Genomic DNA, 18,145 nt, shown 5'->3' with positions numbered 1-18,145 from the left:
CTCTCCCTCAAGGGAGAGGGCTGGGGTGCAGGCATTATTTTGTGGGGAACCCTCTCCCACAGGGAGAGGGAATTCGATCGTAGGGCGGGTAAGCGCAGCGCCACCCGCCAGATTTTTACAGCCAGTTCTTCCGCTTGAAGTACAGATACGGCGCCAGCCCGGCGAGGATCATAAAGATAATCGCCCCCGGGTAGCCAAAGCTCCACTTCAGTTCCGGCATAAACTCGAAGTTCATCCCGTAGCTGGACGCCACCAGCGTCGGCGGCAGGAACACCACGGACACCACCGAGAAGATCTTGATGATGCGGTTCTGCTCGATGTTGATAAAGCCCATCGCCGCCTGCATCAGGAAGTTGACCTTCTGGAACAGGGATTCGTTGTGCGGCAGCAGGGATTCGATATCGCGTAAGATCTCACGCGCCTGCTCCAGCTGACCGCCCGGCAGACGCGCCTTGCGCACCAGGAAGTTCAGCGCGCGCTGGGTATCCATCAGACACAAACGTACCTTCCAGCCGATATCTTCCAGCTCAGCCAGCGTGGACAACGCTTCGTCGTACTCATCGCCCTGATGGCCTTCCATGATCACGCGGCTCAGCTTTTCCAGGTCGCTGTAGATGTTTTCGATTTCATCCGCCAGCTGTTCGATTTTGGTTTCGAACAGATCCAGCAGCAGCTCATAAGCGTTGCCGTCCATCATCGCCTGGCTGCGGGCACGCATACGGTAGAGACGAAACGCAGGCAGTTCGCGCTCGCGCAGGGTGAACAGGCGGCCATCGCGGATGGTAAACGCCACGGTGGAGTTCCCTGCGTGGTCTTCGGCATCTTCGAAAAAGAAGAAGGAGTGAATGTGCAGGCCGTCTTCGTCTTCAAAAAAACGTGCGGATGCTTCGATGTCTTCCAGTTCCGGGCGTGTCGCCAGGCTTTGCCCCAGTTCAGATTGTACGCGAAGGCGCTCATCGTCGTCCGGCTCGACCAGATCCACCCATACGGCATCAATGAGGGGCTGTGACTCTTCGGCTTCAAGCCGAGTCAGTCGGTTATTTTCGAGTTGAAATGCGCTCAACATGACCGGGACTCCCAATGCAAAAAATATCGGACAGTTCGGTGGGCACACAGAAACAAATTGGGTTTCAGACCATTAAACAGCCTGACTCAGCGCGACGGAAATGATGCAGTCGCTGACAACCACTAAGGCCATCAGCAAGAGGAGATAGCCTTAGGAGTTGTTCCTGGATGACAGGGAATTGAGCCAGTATCTACTGGGTGTGTCCAAGGCGAATGTCCTCTTAGCGTAATCGTGCGCGCATGTTACGCCAGCAATAACTGTGGCGTCAACACGCAACGGAACGCTGAAGGGCATTAATTGACCTTCAACGTATAAGGCTAGCAGATTATTACAAAATAGTGATATTTTTCTGAAAGTTACACACTTTCCAGCTTGGCATAGGCTGCCACCAGCCATTTGATCCCCTGCCCCTGGAACGCTACCTGCAAACGGCTGTGCTCGCCGCTGCCTTCCAGGTTGACGATGGTGCCTTCGCCAAACTTCGAGTGGCGCACGCGCTGGCCCAGCTTGTAACCGGTGTCGGTTTCAGAGATCGGCGAGCCCATACGCTGATGGCTGACCGGACGGCTGATGCTGGCGCGCAGGCGCACCTCTTCCACACACTCTTCCGGCAGTTCGCCGATAAAGCGCGACGGACGGTGATACACCTCTTTCCCGTACAGGCGGCGGGTTTCCGCGTAGGTCAGGGTCAGTTTCTGCATCGCACGGGTCACGCCCACGTAGGCCAGACGACGCTCCTCTTCCAGACGCCCGCCTTCATCCAGCGACATCTGGCTCGGGAACATCCCCTCTTCCATCCCGACGATGAACACCTGCGGGAACTCCAGACCTTTTGCGGAGTGCAGGGTCATCAGCTGAACCGCATCCTGCCAGGTATCGGCCTGCCCTTCACCCGCCTCCAGCGCGGCGTGAGAGAGGAATGCCTGCAACGGCATCAGGTCTTCGTCTTCTTCGTTGTAGCTGAACTGGCGCGTTGCCGTCACCAGTTCCTCTAAGTTCTCAATACGGGTCTGGCCCTTCTCGCCTTTTTCCTGCTCGTACATGGTGCGCAAGCCGGAATCTTTGATCACCCGGTCGGTCTGGACGTGCAGCGGCATGTCGGCCGTTTCCTGCGCCAGCGCGTCGATTAACTCCAGGAAGCGCTGCAATGCGCTGGCGGCGCGCCCGGCAAGGGCTTTTTCCTGTAACAGCTCGCGGCACGCCTGCCACAACGTGAGCTGACGATCGCGCGAGGCCTGACGCACCACGTCCAGCGTACGATCGCCGATGCCGCGCGTCGGCGTGTTCACCACGCGCTCAAACGCTGCATCGTCGTTACGGTTGGCAATCAGACGCAAATACGAGAGCGCATCTTTGATCTCCTGACGTTCGAAGAAGCGCATACCGCCATAAATGCGGTACGGCATGCTCACCTGCAACAGCGCCTCTTCCAGCACGCGCGACTGGGCGTTGCTGCGATAGAGAATGGCACACTGCTCCAGCGCGCCGCCGTTCTCCTGCCAGGTTTTAATGCGGTTCACCACGAAGCGGGCTTCGTCGAGCTCGTTGAAGGCGCAGTAAATCGAAATCGGTTCGCCGTCGACGCCATCGGTCCACAGCTTTTTACCCAGGCGCCCGTTGTTGTTCTCAATCAGGGCGTTGGCCGCGCTCAGAATGTTGCTGGTAGAACGGTAGTTCTGCTCCAGACGGATGGTTTGCGCGCCGGGGAAATCGTTGAGGAAGCGCTGGATGTTCTCCACCTGCGCGCCGCGCCAGCCGTAGATAGACTGATCGTCATCGCCTACGATCATCACCTTGCCGGTATCCCCGGCCAGCAGGCGGATCCAGGCGTACTGGATGTTGTTGGTATCCTGGAATTCGTCCACCAGGATGTTGGTAAAGCGTTCACGGTAGTGTTGCAGGATATGCGGTTTGTTCAGCCACAGCTCGTGGGCGCGCAGCAGCAGCTCGGCGAAATCCACCAGACCGGCGCGATCGCACGCTTCCTGATAGGCCTTGTAGACGTTCTGCCAGGTCTGCTCGACCGGGTTACCGAAGCTCTGAATATGATGCGGACGCAGCCCTTCGTCTTTCTGACCGTTGATGTACCACATCGCCTGACGCGGCGGCCACTGCTTCTCATCGAGGTTCATCGCCTTGATCAGGCGTTTCAGCAAGCGCAGCTGATCTTCGCTGTCGAGGATCTGGAAATCCTGCGGCAGGTTAGCGTCCATATGGTGCGCGCGCAGCAGACGGTGCGCCAGGCCGTGGAAGGTGCCAACCCACATGCCGCCCTGGCTGGTGCCCATCAGCTGCGCGATACGGTGGCGCATCTCCGCCGCCGCCTTGTTGGTGAACGTCACGGCCATAATCGAGTACGGCGAGCAGTTCTCCACGCTCTGTAGCCAGGCGATACGGTGAACCAGCACGCGCGTCTTACCACTGCCCGCTCCAGCCAGTACCAGCAGGTTTGTACGCGAGGCGGCAACCGCGTCACGCTGTTTATCATTAAGGCTGTCGAGCAGGTAAGAAACGTCCATTGGCACCGTCACGTCATGTCGGGCAGGCAAATGTTTCCATTCGCCAAAACCCTGTTAATTTATACAGAACAATTGATGATTATATCAGCGTCGTGAGGGATGCCAACCGTGAAATTTCCACGTGCGGCAGAAGACGGCTATCCGGAGTAGTCATCAGATCGGCATTTTCCGGCTTGATCCAGCAGGCCTGCATGCCGCAGCGGATCGCCCCGGCCACATCCGTGGTCAGGTCATCGCCCACGTGCAGGATCTCGCCGAGCGGCAAATCCAGTTTTTCCGCTGCCAGATGATACATATCGTTGAACGGCTTCGAGCGTCCGTGCGGGCCCGCGCGCAGCACGAACTGAAAATAGTTCCCCAGACCAAACAGTTCAGGCTGAGCGTTGCCGTTGGTGATGGCCACCAGCGGCCACTTTTCGGCGAGCTTCGCCAGCGTGTCGTGGGTCTCCTGCGGCACGTCGATCCGACTGCGCCATTTGGCGAAGTTTTCCATGGCCGCTTCGGCACCCGTGGCCGCGTCCTGCGCGCTCAGGCCGGCATTGAGCATCGCCTGCTCAACCGCACGGCGGCGCCATTCGGTCACGTCATGGTAAATTTCCGGCTCGGTTTCCCGCAGGGACTGACGCAGCTTCTGGAAGTCTTTGTTCTGCATCGTTTTCAGCGCAGGATGGTAGTTCTGCACAAACGCCAGCGACTCCTGCTCGGTACGCAGGATCACCGGACGATTGTCGTAAAGGGTGTCATCAAGATCAAACGTCAGGGCTGAGATCTGACCGAGTGGGCGGTAAAAACGCATTATTTCCCCCGTTTGGCGCGTGGATGCGCCGCGTCATACACCGAGGCAAGGTGTTGGAAGTCTAAGTGGGTATAGATTTGGGTGGTCGACAGATTCGCATGACCAAGCAGCTCCTGTACGCCGCGCAGGTCGCCGCTTGATTCCAGCATGTGCGTCGCAAAAGAGTGGCGCAGCTTGTGGGGGTGAACGTGGCTGTTCAGCCCCTGCTTAATGCCCCACTCCGCAAAGCGCTTCTGCACGTTACGCGCCGAGATCCGCTTGCCGAGTTTCGACAGGAACAGCGCATCTTCGTCGGCGCCAAACAGTCCGCGAAGGTCCAGCCAGTGCTCAATCCAGGAGACCGCGTTGCGGCCGATCGGCAGGCGGCGCTCTTTGCTGCCCTTGCCCATCACCCACACCTCGCCGGACTCCAGATCGAGGTGCTTTAAGTCGAGGTTCACCAGCTCAGAGAGACGCAGGCCCGCGCCGTACATCACCTCCAGCATCGCGCGGTCGCGCACGGCCAGCGGATCGTTAAGATCGATATCCAGCAGGCGGTTTACGTCGTCGACGTCGATATTTTTCGGCAGATGACGCGGGGCTTTCGGCGTGGCGATCCCTTTCGCCGGGTTGGCTTTCAGACCGCCCTGACTGACCAGCCAGTCGAAGAAACTGCGCAGGGCAGAGAGCCGGAGCGCCAGGCTCGCCGGACTGAGATTTTTTTTACGGCTACGCACGACGAACCCGCGTACCGTGGCGGCGTCACATTGTTGCCAGCTTTTCAGGCCGATTTCATCGGCAAGCTGCATGATGGCATCAAGCTGACGCTGATAGTTGAGCAGCGTAATAGGGCTGAGCTGGCGTTCTACGCCCAGATAGCGCAGAAAGCGGTTGACGTCATTAGCGAGCAGTCCGTCCGTCATACGCGCTCAATCCAGCGCTCCAGCAGCTCAGGCAGCATCAGGGCGATCTCCTGCAACAGTTGCGTGCCCTGCCCCTGTTCATAATGATGCGCGTCGCGGCTGGTAAATAACATCACGCCCAGGTCACCATCGCGCCCCATCAGCGACATCGCCACCGAGCCGATAGCTTTGGCTTCCGGCAGCACCACCAGCAGTTCTGGCCCGTTAAGCGGCCCCAGATAGTGGTGCTCATGGCCCAGACGCTGAATGCGCAGCGGCTCAAACGCCTGACGGCTCAGCGCCAGATGGGTAAACCCGGACGGCGCGCCAATGCGCCAGCGGTCAGGGAAGAGACGGATCGTCGCGCCTGCCAGCCCCAGATCGCGCGCCCAGCGGTGGAAGCGGTTGAGGAACTCTTCGAGACTGTGCGCGGAAGCCAGACGCGCCTGAAGGTGCAGTAGACGGTAGAACAGGCTTTCGTTATTGCTGGCCTGCTCCATCAGCAGCGTCATGTTCTCTTCGAGCTGATTGATGTGGTTGCGCGAGCGCGCCATGTGCCATTCAACCAGCGACACGGTCTCGCGAACCGGATGCGGCACGCGCATCCGTTCGACGACGCGTGCATTGCGGATAAAAAACTCAGGATTGTGCAGCAGGTAATCCACAACAGCGCTGTCGTCCAGCTCCGTTACAGGTTCCCGCAGTTCTTCCCCTGGTTGCTTCATAGATGGATAAACCCGTCATAAACATGTGTCGCCGGGCCAGTCATGTACAGTGGATGACCCGCTCCTTTCCAGGCGATATCAAGACGTCCGCCCGGTAATTCCACGCGAACCTCTTCTGCCAGTAACCCCTGTGAGATACCGACGGCCACCGCCGCACAGGCACCGCTTCCGCAGGCCTGGGTTTCGCCCGCGCCGCGCTCGTAAACCCGCAGGCGAATGTGTTCACGCTTCACCACCTGCATGAAACCGATGTTCGCCCGCTCCGGGAAGCGCTCGTGGCTTTCCAGCACCGGGCCGAGCGTTTCAACCGCCGCGGTTTGCACATCATCCACCTGAATCACGCAGTGCGGGTTACCCATTGAGACGACGCCGCACAATACTGTCTGCTCGGCGGCACGCATAATATAGGTCTTTTCCGCTTTGTTGGCGCGAAACGGCACGGCAGAGGGTTCGAAGTTCGGCTCGCCCATGTTCACGCGCACCAGTTCGTCGTCGGTAACACTGAGCACCATCCGGCCGTTGGCGGTGCTGACGCGGATATCGCGCTTGTTGGTCAGCCCTTTCAGCCGAACAAAGCGGGCAAAACAGCGCGCGCCGTTGCCGCACTGGGAAACTTCGCTGCCGTCGGCGTTAAAAATGCGGTAGTGAAAGTCCAGGTCAGGATCGTAAGGCGGCTCCACCACCAGCAGCTGGTCAAACCCCACGCCCATGTGTCGATCCGCCAGGCGACGGATCAATTCCGGGGAGAAAAAGACATTCTGCGTTACCGCGTCGACGACCATAAAGTCGTTGCCAAGGCCATGCATTTTAGAGAACTGCATCATTTGCTCCATTGCGCGGGTACAGAACGTAATTGTCAGAGATTGACCTGAGTCGGGCCGCCGTTATTGCCGCGATCGTTGGTATCCGGCGTAGATGACTCGATACCACTTTGCACCGGTTTTGTCGGCGGTGGTGCGTTTTTATCCTCTGGCGGGAAGTACAGTGGTCCCTTCAGTCCACAGCCGGTCAGGCTAAACAGAGTGACAAGAACGACAAGCGTTCGGAAGACGTTTTTCATGTAGAGGTTGCCCGTAAGTTCAAATCTGTTTCTATCATCGCAGGAGAAGACACAAAAGCAAGAGTTTGCCGCTTTCCTGCAACGGGAATTATTTAGCGTTATACTGCCGCCATCACGAAAAACAGGAATAAAACCATGAACGACAGTGAATTTCATCGCCTTGCCGATACCCTGTGGATGACCATCGAAGAGCGTATCGACGACTGGGACGGCGACAGCGATATCGATTGTGAAATCAACGGCGGGATCCTGACCTTAAGCTTCGAAAACGGCAGCAAGATTATTATTAACCGTCAGGAGCCGCTTCACCAGGTGTGGTTGGCGGCGAAACAGGGCGGCTATCACTTTGATCTGAAAGGTGACGAGTGGGTCTGCGATCGCAGCGGCGAAACGTTCTGGGATCTGCTGGAGCAGGCGGCGACGGCGCAGGCGGGCGAGGACGTAAGTTTCAGATAGTTGCGTTGCCCGGTGGCGGCTACGCCTTACCGGGCCTACAACGGCTCGAACCGTAGGCCGGGTAAGCGATAGCGCCACCCGGCAACAGCGGCTCAAACCGTAGGCCGGGTAAGCATTAGCGCCACCCGGCAACAGCGGCTCAAACCGTAGGCCGGGTAAGCGTCAGCGCCACCCGGCAACAGCGACTCGGGCCGTAGGCCGGGTAAGCGTTAGCGCCACCCGGCGAAAAGCCTCAGGAAAAATACTGCTGCAACAGCGGCGCAGTTTCCTGGTTAGCGGGCGCCGCAGGGGTAATCGCCTGCGTACGGAACGGGATCACCTGCGCTCGCCCATCCACATTCACAATCTGGTAGAACTGCGGCAGGTTGAAGTTGATAAAGCTTGAGCCGTAGGTAAAGCGATCGTGCGAGGATGAATAGAAGCGGCTGACGTCGCGCACCAGCTCCTCTTTGCTGCCTTCACAGTGGTGATACACCTCGGCACGGTTGGTTTCATCCAGAATGTAGATGTTAAACCCGGCGTTATCGCCCGACTCTTCGAAGAAGAACTGAATAATCCCTTCACTCGCAAAGCCATCCACCACCTGCGGCAGCTTAACATGATTGGTTTCCACCTGAACCGACAGGCCATGCAGTTTGTTGTGTGAAATCGCGCCGTAGAATTCAATGGCGTTCTCCAGCTTCTGCACCGACACGTTCAGGCGCTCAAAGAACAGCCCCCAGGTCTGGCCGGAGACGCGCAGCGCTTTAAAGCGCCCGGTTTCCTGTCGGGTGCTGGAGAGACGCAGTTCGATGCACTCAGACACCAGTTGCTGAACGCGGGTACGAATCAGGCCGCGCAGGTGCTGGCTGTAGCAGAACACCTCCACGCTGTCCGGCGGCGCGGCGTCCTGGTGCATCTTGCCGAGGATCGTTTTCAGCGCCTCGATCATCGCCTGCTCGCCGTTAAAGTGCAGGGTACGCACTTCGTTCCACGAGTTGCGGTACAGCAGATCCACGCTACCCACCAGGCAGTTTTGCTGCTCGCCGAAGCTAAAGACGTCCAGCTTGCGGAAGTCAAAGTGAACCACCTGATTGCGGAAGGCCGCCGTCGGGTCGTATTCCAGGTTGACGATGATCGCCAGATGGCGAATCTCACACGGGCTGTAGAGCGCTTTTGGCGTCGGCGCAGGCAGACGCAGCGGGAAGTGGTGCGAGACATCCGCCACCATCTCCTGCAACTTGGCTAAATCGACCACCTCGTTGCCTTTGATAAACAACCGGGTACGTGAGGTGAGAAGGCCGTTAAACCAGGCCCAGGCCACCAGCTTGTTCAGGTAGCGGTTATATTCCAGCGGCTGATGGCTGATGATCGAATCCATGCTTGGCGCACGGTTGTACAGATACCACCCGGTGCGGTTCGCGCGGCCCGGCGGCACGTAGATAAAGGTCAGATTCGGTTCAGACAGGTCAGGCGAAATCTGTGGGTTAACCAGCGTTACCTTGCCCGGCAACGCTTCAAACGCGGCGTACAGTTTACGGGTCAGCACCCCGATATCCTGTGGGCTGGCAGAAACGCTAAGGTTGTTACGGCGGGCAAAGCGGATCAGGTTGCGGTAGCTCTGCATCATCGCATCAAGCAGTTCGTTGTGCGCCTCACGCACCTGATCGATCTTCCAGTTGGCGCGGTTGTCGAGCATGGCGAGACGCTCTTCGTCCCATCCCCACTCTTTGACTAACTGGCTGACGACTTCACGACGCCAGCCCACGCAGGCGCGTTCGCGGCTCAGTTTTTCACAGACTTTGAGATAGAAACATCGACGCACCAGGTCAAGACGCGTGGCGTCCTCAATGGCTGTCAGGTATTCGGTGACGCGTTCCAGCATCATGCAGTAGGCATCAAGCCCGTAGGAGACGATCTCCCCGTCGTGCAGACGCTGTTTAATATCTTTCGCCAGCAGGCGCGGCGTGGGGTATTCCCAGGAGTAGGCTTCCAGCAGCAGGGTTTTCAGCACCGCTTTGTACGGTGAATCAATGCTTTTATAAAGCTGCCAGAGGCTTGCGCCAAAGTACTCTTCGGCGGACAGGGAGCTCAGGCCACCCAGATCCAGCCACTCGTTTGGCGTCAGAACGCCCTGCGAGTAAAGCGACATGACGTAGTCGTCATAATTCTCTTCTTCATCACACGGCACCATATTCCACAGAATACGTTTCCCGGCCAGGCGAACGGCAGTACGGTAAAACTCATCCAGCAACAGGATGTGCTGAGTCGAGCCGCAGTCTTCACCACCCAGACTGCCGCTTTCGTTATGGCGGAAACGGTTTTCATCAATCAGGAAGAAGCTCACTTCCACGCCGAGCGACGCCGCCCAGCTCTCCAGCAGGCTGCATTTACGCTGCAACAGCTGTCGCTCTTCATTGTCGAGCCAGGACTGATGGCAGACCCAGATATCCAGGTCAGAAGAGCAGCTTTGCCCAACCGATGACGTGCTGCCCATGGAGTAAACCCCGGTAATCGGCAGCTCACCTTTCGGCGAATCCTGCGGCGGCATACCACGGTAGAGTTCAAGTTCTGTCAGGTAGTGCTGTTGGGTTTCATCAGGCGTGAAGAGGCAAATGCCCTGGGGAACGTTACCATCGAGGTAACCCGGCATTAGCGGATGGTGATAGTGCAACAATGTCGGCAGTAGACTGTATACCTGCTGGAAAGCAGGGCCCATGGCAGCAAGCGCGCGATCCACACGCAATTGATTGATGGCATCCAGTCTCTGTTTCAGAGTCTCAATATAGAGGTACAAGACGTATCGCCTGATGTTTCCGGGTGTCGCATGCCAGTCAGAACAGGAAAAGCAGCGGACCCGCAGTATTTCAAAAAATAACCGTTACCCTTTTTCGCCTTTTGCTTTTCTGGTGGTACAGACGAAAAAATGGTCTAAAACGTGATCAATTTAACACCTTGCCGGTTGACCGTAAAGAAAGATGCGCTACATACAAGTGTAGCACCGTTCTGTACATGTAAATTCCTGAATACGGCGATGGCTGACGAGTACGCCGCCCTGTCCCTCTCACTCTTCATCAACCGTAAAACTGCCATCCGAGTGTCAACAATGTTAGGATGGTTAGCGATTGATAATGACGGTAACAAGCATGTTAGACAATGTTTTGAGAATTGCCACACGCCAAAGTCCTCTTGCACTCTGGCAGGCACATTATGTTAAGCAGCGCCTGGAAGCCTGCCACACCGGATTACGCGTTGAGCTGGTGCCAATGGTCACGCGTGGCGATGTCATTCTGGATACGCCGCTGGCCAAAGTGGGCGGAAAAGGTCTGTTTGTCAAAGAGCTGGAGCTGGCATTGCTTGAGAACCGCGCCGATATCGCCGTGCATTCGATGAAGGATGTGCCCGTTGAGTTCCCGGAAGGGCTGGGGCTGGTGACCATCTGCGAGCGCGAGGATCCGCGCGATGCGTTTGTCTCTAATCGCTATGACTCGCTCGATGCGTTGCCGGCAGGCAGCGTGGTCGGCACGTCAAGTTTACGCCGCCAGTGTCAGCTGGCTGAACGTCGCCCGGATCTGGTGATCCGTTCGCTGCGCGGGAACGTCGGCACACGCCTTGGCAAGCTGGATAACGGCGATTACGATGCCATTATTCTTGCGGTTGCGGGCCTGAAACGCCTGGGGCTGGAAGAACGCATTCGCGTCGCGTTGCCGCCGGAGCTGTCGCTGCCCGCCGTCGGCCAGGGTGCCGTCGGCATTGAGTGTCGTCTGGTTGATGCGCGCACTCAGGCACTGCTCGCGCCGCTGAATCATGACGATACCGCCGTTCGCGTAAAAGCCGAGCGCGCGATGAATACTCGCCTCGAAGGAGGCTGTCAGGTGCCAATTGGCAGCTATGCTGAATTAACTGACGGTGAGCTGTGGTTGCGTGCGCTGGTTGGCGCGCCGGACGGCTCACAGATGGTTCGCGGTGAACGTCGCGGCAAGCCGCAAGATGCCGAGGCGCTTGGCGTATCGCTGGCGGAAGAGCTGCTGAATAACGGCGCGCGTGAAATTCTGGCTGAGGTCTATAACGGAGAGCCCCCTGCATGAGCATACTTGTCACCCGCCCTTCTCCCGCAGGAGAGCAGTTAGTGAGCCGTCTGCGCGCACTGGGGCAGGTGGCCTGGAGTTTTCCGCTGGTTGAATTCTCCCCCGGTCGCGAGCTGCCTGCGCTCGCTGACCAGATGCGTCTCTTGCAGGAAGGCGATCTGCTCTTTGCGCTGTCGCAGCATGCCGTGGAGTTTGCCCATGCGCAGCTGCAACAGCATGCCGTTAGCTGGCCTCACGCCCCCCGCTATTTCGCCATCGGGCGCACCACGGCGCTGGCCTTACATACCGCGAGCGGAATCGATGTTCGTTACCCGTTAGATCGGGAAATCAGCGAAGTCTTGCTACAATTACCTGAATTACAAACCATTGCCGGAAAGCGCGCGCTCATTTTGCGCGGCAACGGTGGCCGCGAACTGCTGGGCGAAACGCTGCGCGAACGCGGCGCAGACGTGACGTTTGTGGAGTGCTATCAGCGCTGTGCGAAACACTATGATGGCGCGGAAGAAGCAATGCGCTGGCACGCCCGCGGTATTAATACGCTGGTGGTCACCAGCGGTGAAATGTTACAACAGCTTTGGTCGCTGATTCCGCTTTGGTATCGCGAAAACTGGTTACTCCGCTGTCGGCTTCTGGTCGTCAGTGAGCGTCTGGCGAACCACGCCCGGGAACTGGGCTGGCAGGATATTCGGATCGCTGAAAACGCCGACAACGATGCGCTGCTGCGCGCATTACAATAACTCTCAAATGGGAAGCCATAATGACGGAACACGAAAAATCCTCCGCCGTGGTTGAAGAGACCAGGGAGACTGTGGACACCACGTCACAGCCAGAGACGACAGACACAACCGTTGAGAAGAAAAACGGCAGCAACAAAACCAGCCTCACGCTGAGCGTGATTGCCATCGCGATTGCGCTGGCCGCAGGCGTGGGTCTCTACGGACTGGTGAAGAAACAAGGCACCAACCAGACGGCCACCAGCGACGCGTTGGTTAACCAAATCACTGCCCTACAGAAAGCGCAGGAGACGCAAAAAGCTGAGCTGGAAGGCGTGATCAAACAGCAAACTGCCGCCCTCGCCGACGCGAACAGCAAACGTGAAGAGTTGACCAAACAGCTGAGCGAAGTGCAGGAGAAAGTCGCCACAATTTCGGGAACCGATGCCAAAACCTGGCTACTTTCACAGGCCGATTTTCTGGTGAAACTGGCCGGGCGCAAGCTCTGGAGCGATCAGGATGTCACCACCGCCGCCGCGCTGCTGAAAAGTGCCGACGCAAGCCTGGCTGACATGAACGATCCGAGCCTCATCAACGCACGCCGCGCTATTACGGAAGATATCGCCAGCCTGTCTGCGGTTTCTCAGGTCGATTATGACGGTATCATCCTTAAGGTAAATCAGCTCTCCAACCAGATTGATAACCTTCAGCTAGCCGATAACAACGACGATGACTCCCCGATGGATTCTGACGGCACCGAGCTGTCCAGCTCCCTGAGCGAATGGCGTATCAACCTGCAAAAGAGCTGGCAGAACTTTATGGACAGCTTTATTACCATTCGCCGCCGTGATGAAACTGCCGTGCCGCTGCTGGCGCCGAACCAGGACGTCTATCTGCGTGAAAACATTCGCTCCCGCCTGCTGGTGGCTGCCCAGGCCGTACCGCGTCACCAGGAAGAGACCTACAAACAGGCGCTGGATAACGTTTCAACCTGGGTACGTGCTTACTACGATACCAATGACGCAACCACGACCGCGTTCCTTGAGGATATCGACAAGCTGAGCCAGCAAAACATCACCATGAACGTGCCGGACAAGCTGGAAAGCCAGCCGATTCTGGAGAAGCTCATGCAGACGCGCGTGCGTAACCTGCTGGCCCAGCCGGGCGTTCCGGCAGAGCGTCCGGCTGAAGCACCTGCCGCCGCGCCAGCGCCTGAAAGCGCGCCGCAAGGAGAGTAATGATGCTAAAAGTCTTCTTACTCTTCATCCTGCTGATCGCCGGGATTGTACTGGGGCCGATGCTCGCGGGTCACCAGGGTTATGTATTGATCCAGACCGATAACTACAATATCGAAACCAGCGTAACAGGACTGGTAATTATTCTGATCCTGGGTGTGGTCGTTCTGCTGGCAGTGGAGTGGCTCCTGCGTCGTATTTTCCGTACCGGCGTACATACGCGCGGCTGGTTCGTTGGCCGTAAGCGCCGTCGCGCCCGCAAGCAGACCGAGCAAGCGTTGCTGAAGCTGGCCGAAGGCGACTATCAGCAGGTTGAAAAGCTGATGTCGAAAAATGCCGACCATGCAGAACAGCCGGTTGTTAACTATCTGCTGGCCGCTGAGGCGGCGCAACAGCGAGGCGATGAGGCCCGCGCCAATCAGCATCTTGAACGCGCGTCTGAGCTCTCTACTAAAGATCCGATTCCGGTTGAGATCACCCGCGTTCGTCTGCAACTGGCGCGCAATGAAAACCATGCCGCCCGTCACGGCGTTGACCGTCTGCTGGAAATTACCCCTCGTCACCCGGAAGTGCTGCGTCTGGCTGAGCAGGCATATATTCGGACCGGTGCCTGGGGCTCGCTGCTGGACATTATCCCTTCCATGGCGAAAGCCGACGTGGGCGATGATGAACATCGTGATGAACTTCAGCGTCTGGCCTGGATTGGCCTGATGGATCAGGCGCGCGCCGATCTCGGCAGCGACGGCCTGAAAACCTGGTGGAAAAACCAGAGCCGTAAAACGCGCCAGCAGGTTCCTCTTCAGGTGGCGATGGCAGAACATCTGATTGAGTGTGACGACCATGACACCGCGCAGGAGATCCTCCTCGACGGTCTCAAGCGACAGTATGATGACCGCCTGGTGATGGTCATCCCGCGTCTGAAAACCAACAATCCGGAACAAATTGAAAAAGCACTGCGCCAGCAGATCAAAACCGTGGGCGATCGTCCGCTGCTGTGGAGTACGCTGGGCCAGTCTCTGATGAAACACGGCGAGTGGCAGGAGGCGAGCCTCGCCTTCCGCGCCGCGCTGAAGCAACGTCCGGACGCATTTGATTACGCCTGGCTTGCTGATTCGCTGGACAAGCAGCATAAGCCGGAAGAGGCCGCAGCTATGCGCCGTGATGGGCTGTTATTGACGTTGCAAAATAACGGAACGCAGCAGTAATTAACAGGAGGCCAGATGGCCTCCTTTTTTACGCCCATAAAAAAACGCCTGCTATAAAAGCAGGCGTTAAAACAGGTCTGTAAGACAACATATTTGGTGCTTCACTCAACGTTGTGTCCATGGTGTCTGATGAGGCCGAAGCGACATCTGTCAGTGGACGATAAGCACCGTAAACGGCTCTGCGTCATTCCTGAGTTTATGAGGCCTTAAGGCGAACATAAGAGATGGAATGAGCATCTACACGCATATTATTGCATGTAATGTGCCAGGTTTACACGCAGAACTTTTACATCGCGCAACATTTTAAGATAAAAGGAAATTATGCTGTTAAGAACCGCCTGAAGCCATACAACATCGCGCTGAAGGCGGCGATATGTCGTCACCAGGAGACAGGTTAAGAGGTAAAATAATAAATTCTTTAATATTAACGGGTTATATGTCGCTGAATCGCGACAAGGATATAGAGTGTTGTCGGGGAAAGGCTACAGGATAAAAAACGCAGAAAACAAAAAACCCCGCCGAAGCGGGGTTCAAAATTGGTCGGCGAGAGAGGATTCGAACCTCCGACCCACTGGTCCCAAACCAGTTGCGCTACCAAGCTGCGCTACTCGCCGATGTACTGCTTTTTTGAATTTTTAGTTCAACTCATTAAAAGTCGTGGTGCGAGGGGGGGGACTTGAACCCCCACGTCCGTAAGAACACTAACACCTGAAGCTAGCGCGTCTACCAATTCCGCCACCTTCGCAATTCACAACTCTTTCAATAATGGGGTGGCTAATGGGATTCGAACCCACGACAACTGGAATCACAATCCAGGGCTCTACCAACTGAGCTATAGCCACCACTGTATTCTTTCACGCGGTTCTGACTACTTCTCAGACCACCGCAGCTCTAGCGCCGGGACTAAAATGGCGCGCCCGACAGGATTCGAACCTGAGACCTCTGCCTCCGGAGGGCAGCGCTCTATCCAGCTGAGCTACGGGCGCTTAGCGCCGTTGCGGGGCTGGATATTACGTACCTCCGTCCCCGCTGTCTAGTGCTTTTTTGAAAAAAATGCGCGTTTGGTTATGGTTTGCACATTTTGCCGCTTATTCCTCCACTTTATGGGCGGAGCCACGGCGGCCCAGGCCAAAAAGTTTATATGCAGCTGTGACGGCAGCCAGGAAGATCATCCCGACAAACAGCGACATGCGGGTATCTTCATTAAAGTACATTCCAATTAATACGCAAATCAGGAACGCCATCGTCAAATAGTTCGCATACGGGAACAGAATGGAGCGGAACGGATGGCTGGCGATCGCTTTTTTGTGCGCCTGTCGGAAACGCAGCTGGCTAATCAAAATGACAAACCACGGTACCATTCCCGGCAGCACGCTGGCGCTATAGACATAAACAAACACGCGCTGCGGATTCGGGATGATGTAGTTCAGGCAAGAGCCAATCAGCAGAATCACAATCGACACCGCTACGCCCGCCACCGGTACACCCACGCGGGAGACTTTACCCATTACCGCCGGCAGCTGTTTGTTTTGCGAGAGCGCGTAAAGCATGCGCCCGCAGCTGTACATCCCGCTGTTACAGCCGGAGAGCGCCGCTGTCAGCACCACAAAGTTGATAATGGCGGCTGCCGCCGTGATGCCAATCTTAGCGAAGGTTAAGACAAACGGGCTGCCGGTGGTGCCGATCTCGTTCCATGGGAAAATGGTCACGATAACGAAGATCGCGCCCACATAGAAAATCAGGATACGCCACAGCACCTTGCCTACCGCGCTACGCAGCGTGACCTGCGGGTTTTTCGCCTCACCTGCGGTAATGCCGATCAGCTCAACGCCCTGATAAGAGGCGACAACGATACAGAGCGCCGTCAGGAAGCCTTTCCAGCCACCGGCAAAGAAGCCGCCGTGCCCGGTCAGGTTACCGAAACCAATCGCGTGGCCGCCGTTTCCGAAACCAAAGAAGATGACACCCAGACCCACAACAATCATCACGATAATGGTGGTGACTTTGATCATCGCAAACCAGAACTCGATTTCACCGTAAAGGCGAACGGCGGCAAGGTTCGCCAGCGCCACCAGCCCTACGGCGATGAGCGCGGGTATCCACTGGGCCATCTCCGGGAACCAGAACTGCACGTAGACCCCGATGGCGGTGATCTCCGAAATCCCGACGGCCATCCACATAAACCAGTACGACCAGGCCGTGAGATAGCCAAAGAACGGGCTCATATAACGGTGGGCGTAAACGGCGAAAGAGCCCGTTACTGGCTCCAGAAACAACATTTCGCCCATTGAGCGCATGATGAAGAAGACGAACAGCCCGGCAATAATATACGCCAGCAGGACGGAAGGCCCCGCCCATTTCAGCGTGCTTGCCGAGCCCATAAACAGGCCAACGCCGATAGTCCCGCCCAGCGCGATCAATTCAATATGTCGAGCTTCCAGCCCACGCTGAAGCTCCGGTTTTTTCTCTGCCATAAATCCTCGGTTGTGTTTGCTGTTTCCCGACTTATTGCCGGGTATTGTTTTTGAGGGGTACTGAAATACGGAGCGAATGGTTTCTTAAATTCTGGCAAATGGCAAACAATGCATTAAAAAAATGAATGCATTGCACAGAAATTCAGCAGTTTTACAGGGGGCGTTGCAGCGCGAACAGCAGATCGCGCTGCATATTGATTACATTTTCCCGGTGTAGTGCCAGGCGAGGTAGCGCAGCAGACGAATCTGTCGTTTGATACGCGTCGGTTGAGAGAGCAGGCGGTAGAGCCACTCCAGCCCCAGGTTTTGCCAGACTTTGGGCGCACGCTTAACGTGGCCGGTAAAGACGTCGTAGGTGCCGCCAACGCCCATATAGAGCGCATCCGGGCTGACCAGACGGCAATCACGCATCAGAATTTCCTGCCGCGGCGACCCCATGGCGACAGTGACAATTTTCGCCCCGCTGTCGCGCACGCGCTCGTATAACGCCTGGCGATCTTCCGGCCTGAAATAGCCATCCTGGCTGCCCACGATGTTAACATTCCACTGGCTACGCAGCTTTTGTTCGGTCTGCGCCAGCACCTCTGGTTTGCCGCCAATCAAAAATACCGGCGAGCCTTCAGCGCCTGCGCGTTCCATAAGTCGCTCCCAAAGGTCAGCACCCGCCACGCGAGACACATTAGCGTCAGGAAACTTTTTACGAATTGAACGCACCACGCTAATACCGTCCGCGTATTTAAACTCCGCGGCTTCAATCAGGCTTTTCACTTCCGCATTATCTTCAACCGCCAGCATTTTTTCTGCGTTGATGGCCACCAGCGTGCCCGATTTCATCTGCCCGTCCGCGAACAGGAAATCCAGCGCGTGTTGCATGTCACGCCAGCCAATAAGCTGTAGCCCACGCAGCGCATAACGCGGGGCTGAAGTTGTATCCGTCATGATAATCCC

The 18,145-nt window shown here is 56.9% G+C and carries 16 protein-coding genes and 4 tRNA genes; 5 read left to right on the top strand and 15 right to left on the bottom strand.

Going from position 1 to position 18,145, the window contains the following annotated elements; all coding sequences use genetic code 11:
* Positions 1-115 precede the first annotated feature (115 nt).
* The 8 genes from corA to IM290_RS06295 form a co-directional block, all read right to left on the bottom strand.
* Positions 116-1,066 carry a magnesium/cobalt transporter CorA gene (gene corA, locus IM290_RS06325; protein ID WP_003860807.1) on the bottom strand — a complete coding sequence of 317 codons (951 nt, stop codon included), beginning with the start codon at positions 1,064-1,066 and terminating at the stop codon, positions 116-118.
* A gap of 150 nt (positions 1,067-1,216) precedes the next feature.
* Positions 1,217-1,273 carry a YsgD/CorL family protein gene (gene ysgD / locus IM290_RS21580; protein WP_212743980.1) on the bottom strand — a complete coding sequence of 19 codons (57 nt, stop codon included), beginning with the start codon at positions 1,271-1,273 and terminating at the stop codon, positions 1,217-1,219.
* A gap of 149 nt (positions 1,274-1,422) precedes the next feature.
* Positions 1,423-3,585 carry a DNA helicase II gene (gene uvrD / locus IM290_RS06320; RefSeq protein ID WP_017383586.1) on the bottom strand — a complete coding sequence of 721 codons (2,163 nt, stop codon included), beginning with the start codon at positions 3,583-3,585 and terminating at the stop codon, positions 1,423-1,425.
* 79 nt (positions 3,586-3,664) lie between these two features.
* On the bottom strand, positions 3,665-4,381 hold the full coding sequence (gene yigB, locus IM290_RS06315; protein WP_003860811.1) for a 5-amino-6-(5-phospho-D-ribitylamino)uracil phosphatase YigB: 717 nt from the start codon (positions 4,379-4,381) through the stop codon (positions 3,665-3,667).
* Complete coding sequence (gene xerC, locus IM290_RS06310) at positions 4,381-5,283, bottom strand: tyrosine recombinase XerC (RefSeq protein ID WP_193041791.1); 903 nt, start codon at positions 5,281-5,283, stop codon at positions 4,381-4,383. The genes yigB and xerC overlap by 1 nt, the downstream gene beginning before the upstream one ends.
* Positions 5,280-5,987 carry a DUF484 domain-containing protein gene (locus IM290_RS06305; protein WP_032672141.1) on the bottom strand — a complete coding sequence of 236 codons (708 nt, stop codon included), beginning with the start codon at positions 5,985-5,987 and terminating at the stop codon, positions 5,280-5,282. The genes xerC and IM290_RS06305 overlap by 4 nt, the downstream gene beginning before the upstream one ends.
* Positions 5,984-6,808 carry a diaminopimelate epimerase gene (gene dapF / locus IM290_RS06300; protein WP_047057026.1) on the bottom strand — a complete coding sequence of 275 codons (825 nt, stop codon included), beginning with the start codon at positions 6,806-6,808 and terminating at the stop codon, positions 5,984-5,986. The genes IM290_RS06305 and dapF overlap by 4 nt, the downstream gene beginning before the upstream one ends.
* Positions 6,809-6,843: 35 nt before the next feature.
* On the bottom strand, positions 6,844-7,047 hold the full coding sequence (locus IM290_RS06295; protein ID WP_003860815.1) for a lipoprotein: 204 nt from the start codon (positions 7,045-7,047) through the stop codon (positions 6,844-6,846).
* 135 nt (positions 7,048-7,182) lie between these two features.
* Between IM290_RS06295 and cyaY the strand changes: the two genes are divergently transcribed.
* Entirely contained in the window at positions 7,183-7,503 is a 321-nt protein-coding gene (gene cyaY, locus IM290_RS06290; RefSeq protein WP_003860816.1) for an iron donor protein CyaY, read from the top strand.
* A 232-nt stretch (positions 7,504-7,735) separates the two neighbouring features.
* Here the strand turns inward: cyaY and cyaA are convergent, their stop codons facing one another.
* Entirely contained in the window at positions 7,736-10,279 is a 2,544-nt protein-coding gene (gene cyaA / locus IM290_RS06285; RefSeq protein ID WP_017383591.1) for a class I adenylate cyclase, read from the bottom strand.
* A 349-nt stretch (positions 10,280-10,628) separates the two neighbouring features.
* Here cyaA and hemC point away from each other — a divergent pair, with 349 nt between their 5' ends.
* Genes hemC through hemY form a run of 4 tightly spaced genes read left to right on the top strand, consistent with a single transcriptional unit; the run spans position 10,629 to position 14,723 of the window.
* Positions 10,629-11,570 carry a hydroxymethylbilane synthase gene (hemC, locus tag IM290_RS06280; RefSeq protein WP_017383592.1) on the top strand — a complete coding sequence of 314 codons (942 nt, stop codon included), beginning with the start codon at positions 10,629-10,631 and terminating at the stop codon, positions 11,568-11,570.
* Entirely contained in the window at positions 11,567-12,307 is a 741-nt protein-coding gene (gene hemD, locus IM290_RS06275) for a uroporphyrinogen-III synthase (protein ID WP_193041790.1), read from the top strand. The genes hemC and hemD overlap by 4 nt, the downstream gene beginning before the upstream one ends.
* Positions 12,308-12,327: 20 nt before the next feature.
* Entirely contained in the window at positions 12,328-13,521 is a 1,194-nt protein-coding gene (gene hemX, locus IM290_RS06270; protein WP_193041789.1) for a uroporphyrinogen-III C-methyltransferase, read from the top strand.
* Positions 13,522-13,523: 2 nt separating this feature from the next.
* A complete protein-coding gene (gene hemY / locus IM290_RS06265) occupies positions 13,524-14,723 on the top strand; it encodes a protoheme IX biogenesis protein HemY (protein WP_026080629.1) in 1,200 nt (399 codons plus the stop codon).
* 537 nt (positions 14,724-15,260) lie between these two features.
* On the opposite strand, the gene IM290_RS06260 is transcribed toward hemY, so the two are convergent.
* From IM290_RS06260 to wecG, 6 genes are all read right to left on the bottom strand, one after another.
* Positions 15,261-15,337 (bottom strand) — tRNA-Pro (locus IM290_RS06260).
* A gap of 44 nt (positions 15,338-15,381) precedes the next feature.
* A tRNA-Leu gene (locus IM290_RS06255) sits at positions 15,382-15,468 on the bottom strand.
* Between the two features lie 21 nt (positions 15,469-15,489).
* Positions 15,490-15,565: transfer RNA gene (locus tag IM290_RS06250), tRNA-His, on the bottom strand.
* A 67-nt stretch (positions 15,566-15,632) separates the two neighbouring features.
* Positions 15,633-15,709, bottom strand: a tRNA-Arg gene (locus tag IM290_RS06245).
* 102 nt (positions 15,710-15,811) lie between these two features.
* Positions 15,812-17,197, bottom strand: coding sequence for an amino acid permease (locus IM290_RS06240; protein WP_017693946.1), 1,386 nt, complete (start codon positions 17,195-17,197; stop codon positions 15,812-15,814).
* Positions 17,198-17,395: 198 nt separating this feature from the next.
* On the bottom strand, positions 17,396-18,136 hold the full coding sequence (gene wecG / locus IM290_RS06235; protein ID WP_193041788.1) for a lipopolysaccharide N-acetylmannosaminouronosyltransferase: 741 nt from the start codon (positions 18,134-18,136) through the stop codon (positions 17,396-17,398).
* Positions 18,137-18,145 lie beyond the last annotated feature (9 nt).

Origin of the sequence: Enterobacter cloacae complex sp. S1 (genome assembly GCF_014930525.1) — a bacterium.
Classification (GTDB): Bacteria; Pseudomonadota; Gammaproteobacteria; order Enterobacterales; family Enterobacteriaceae; genus Enterobacter; species Enterobacter hormaechei_C.
The sequence above is the reverse complement of the archived record's forward strand: the minus strand, read 5'-3'. Positions and strand labels throughout refer to the sequence as shown.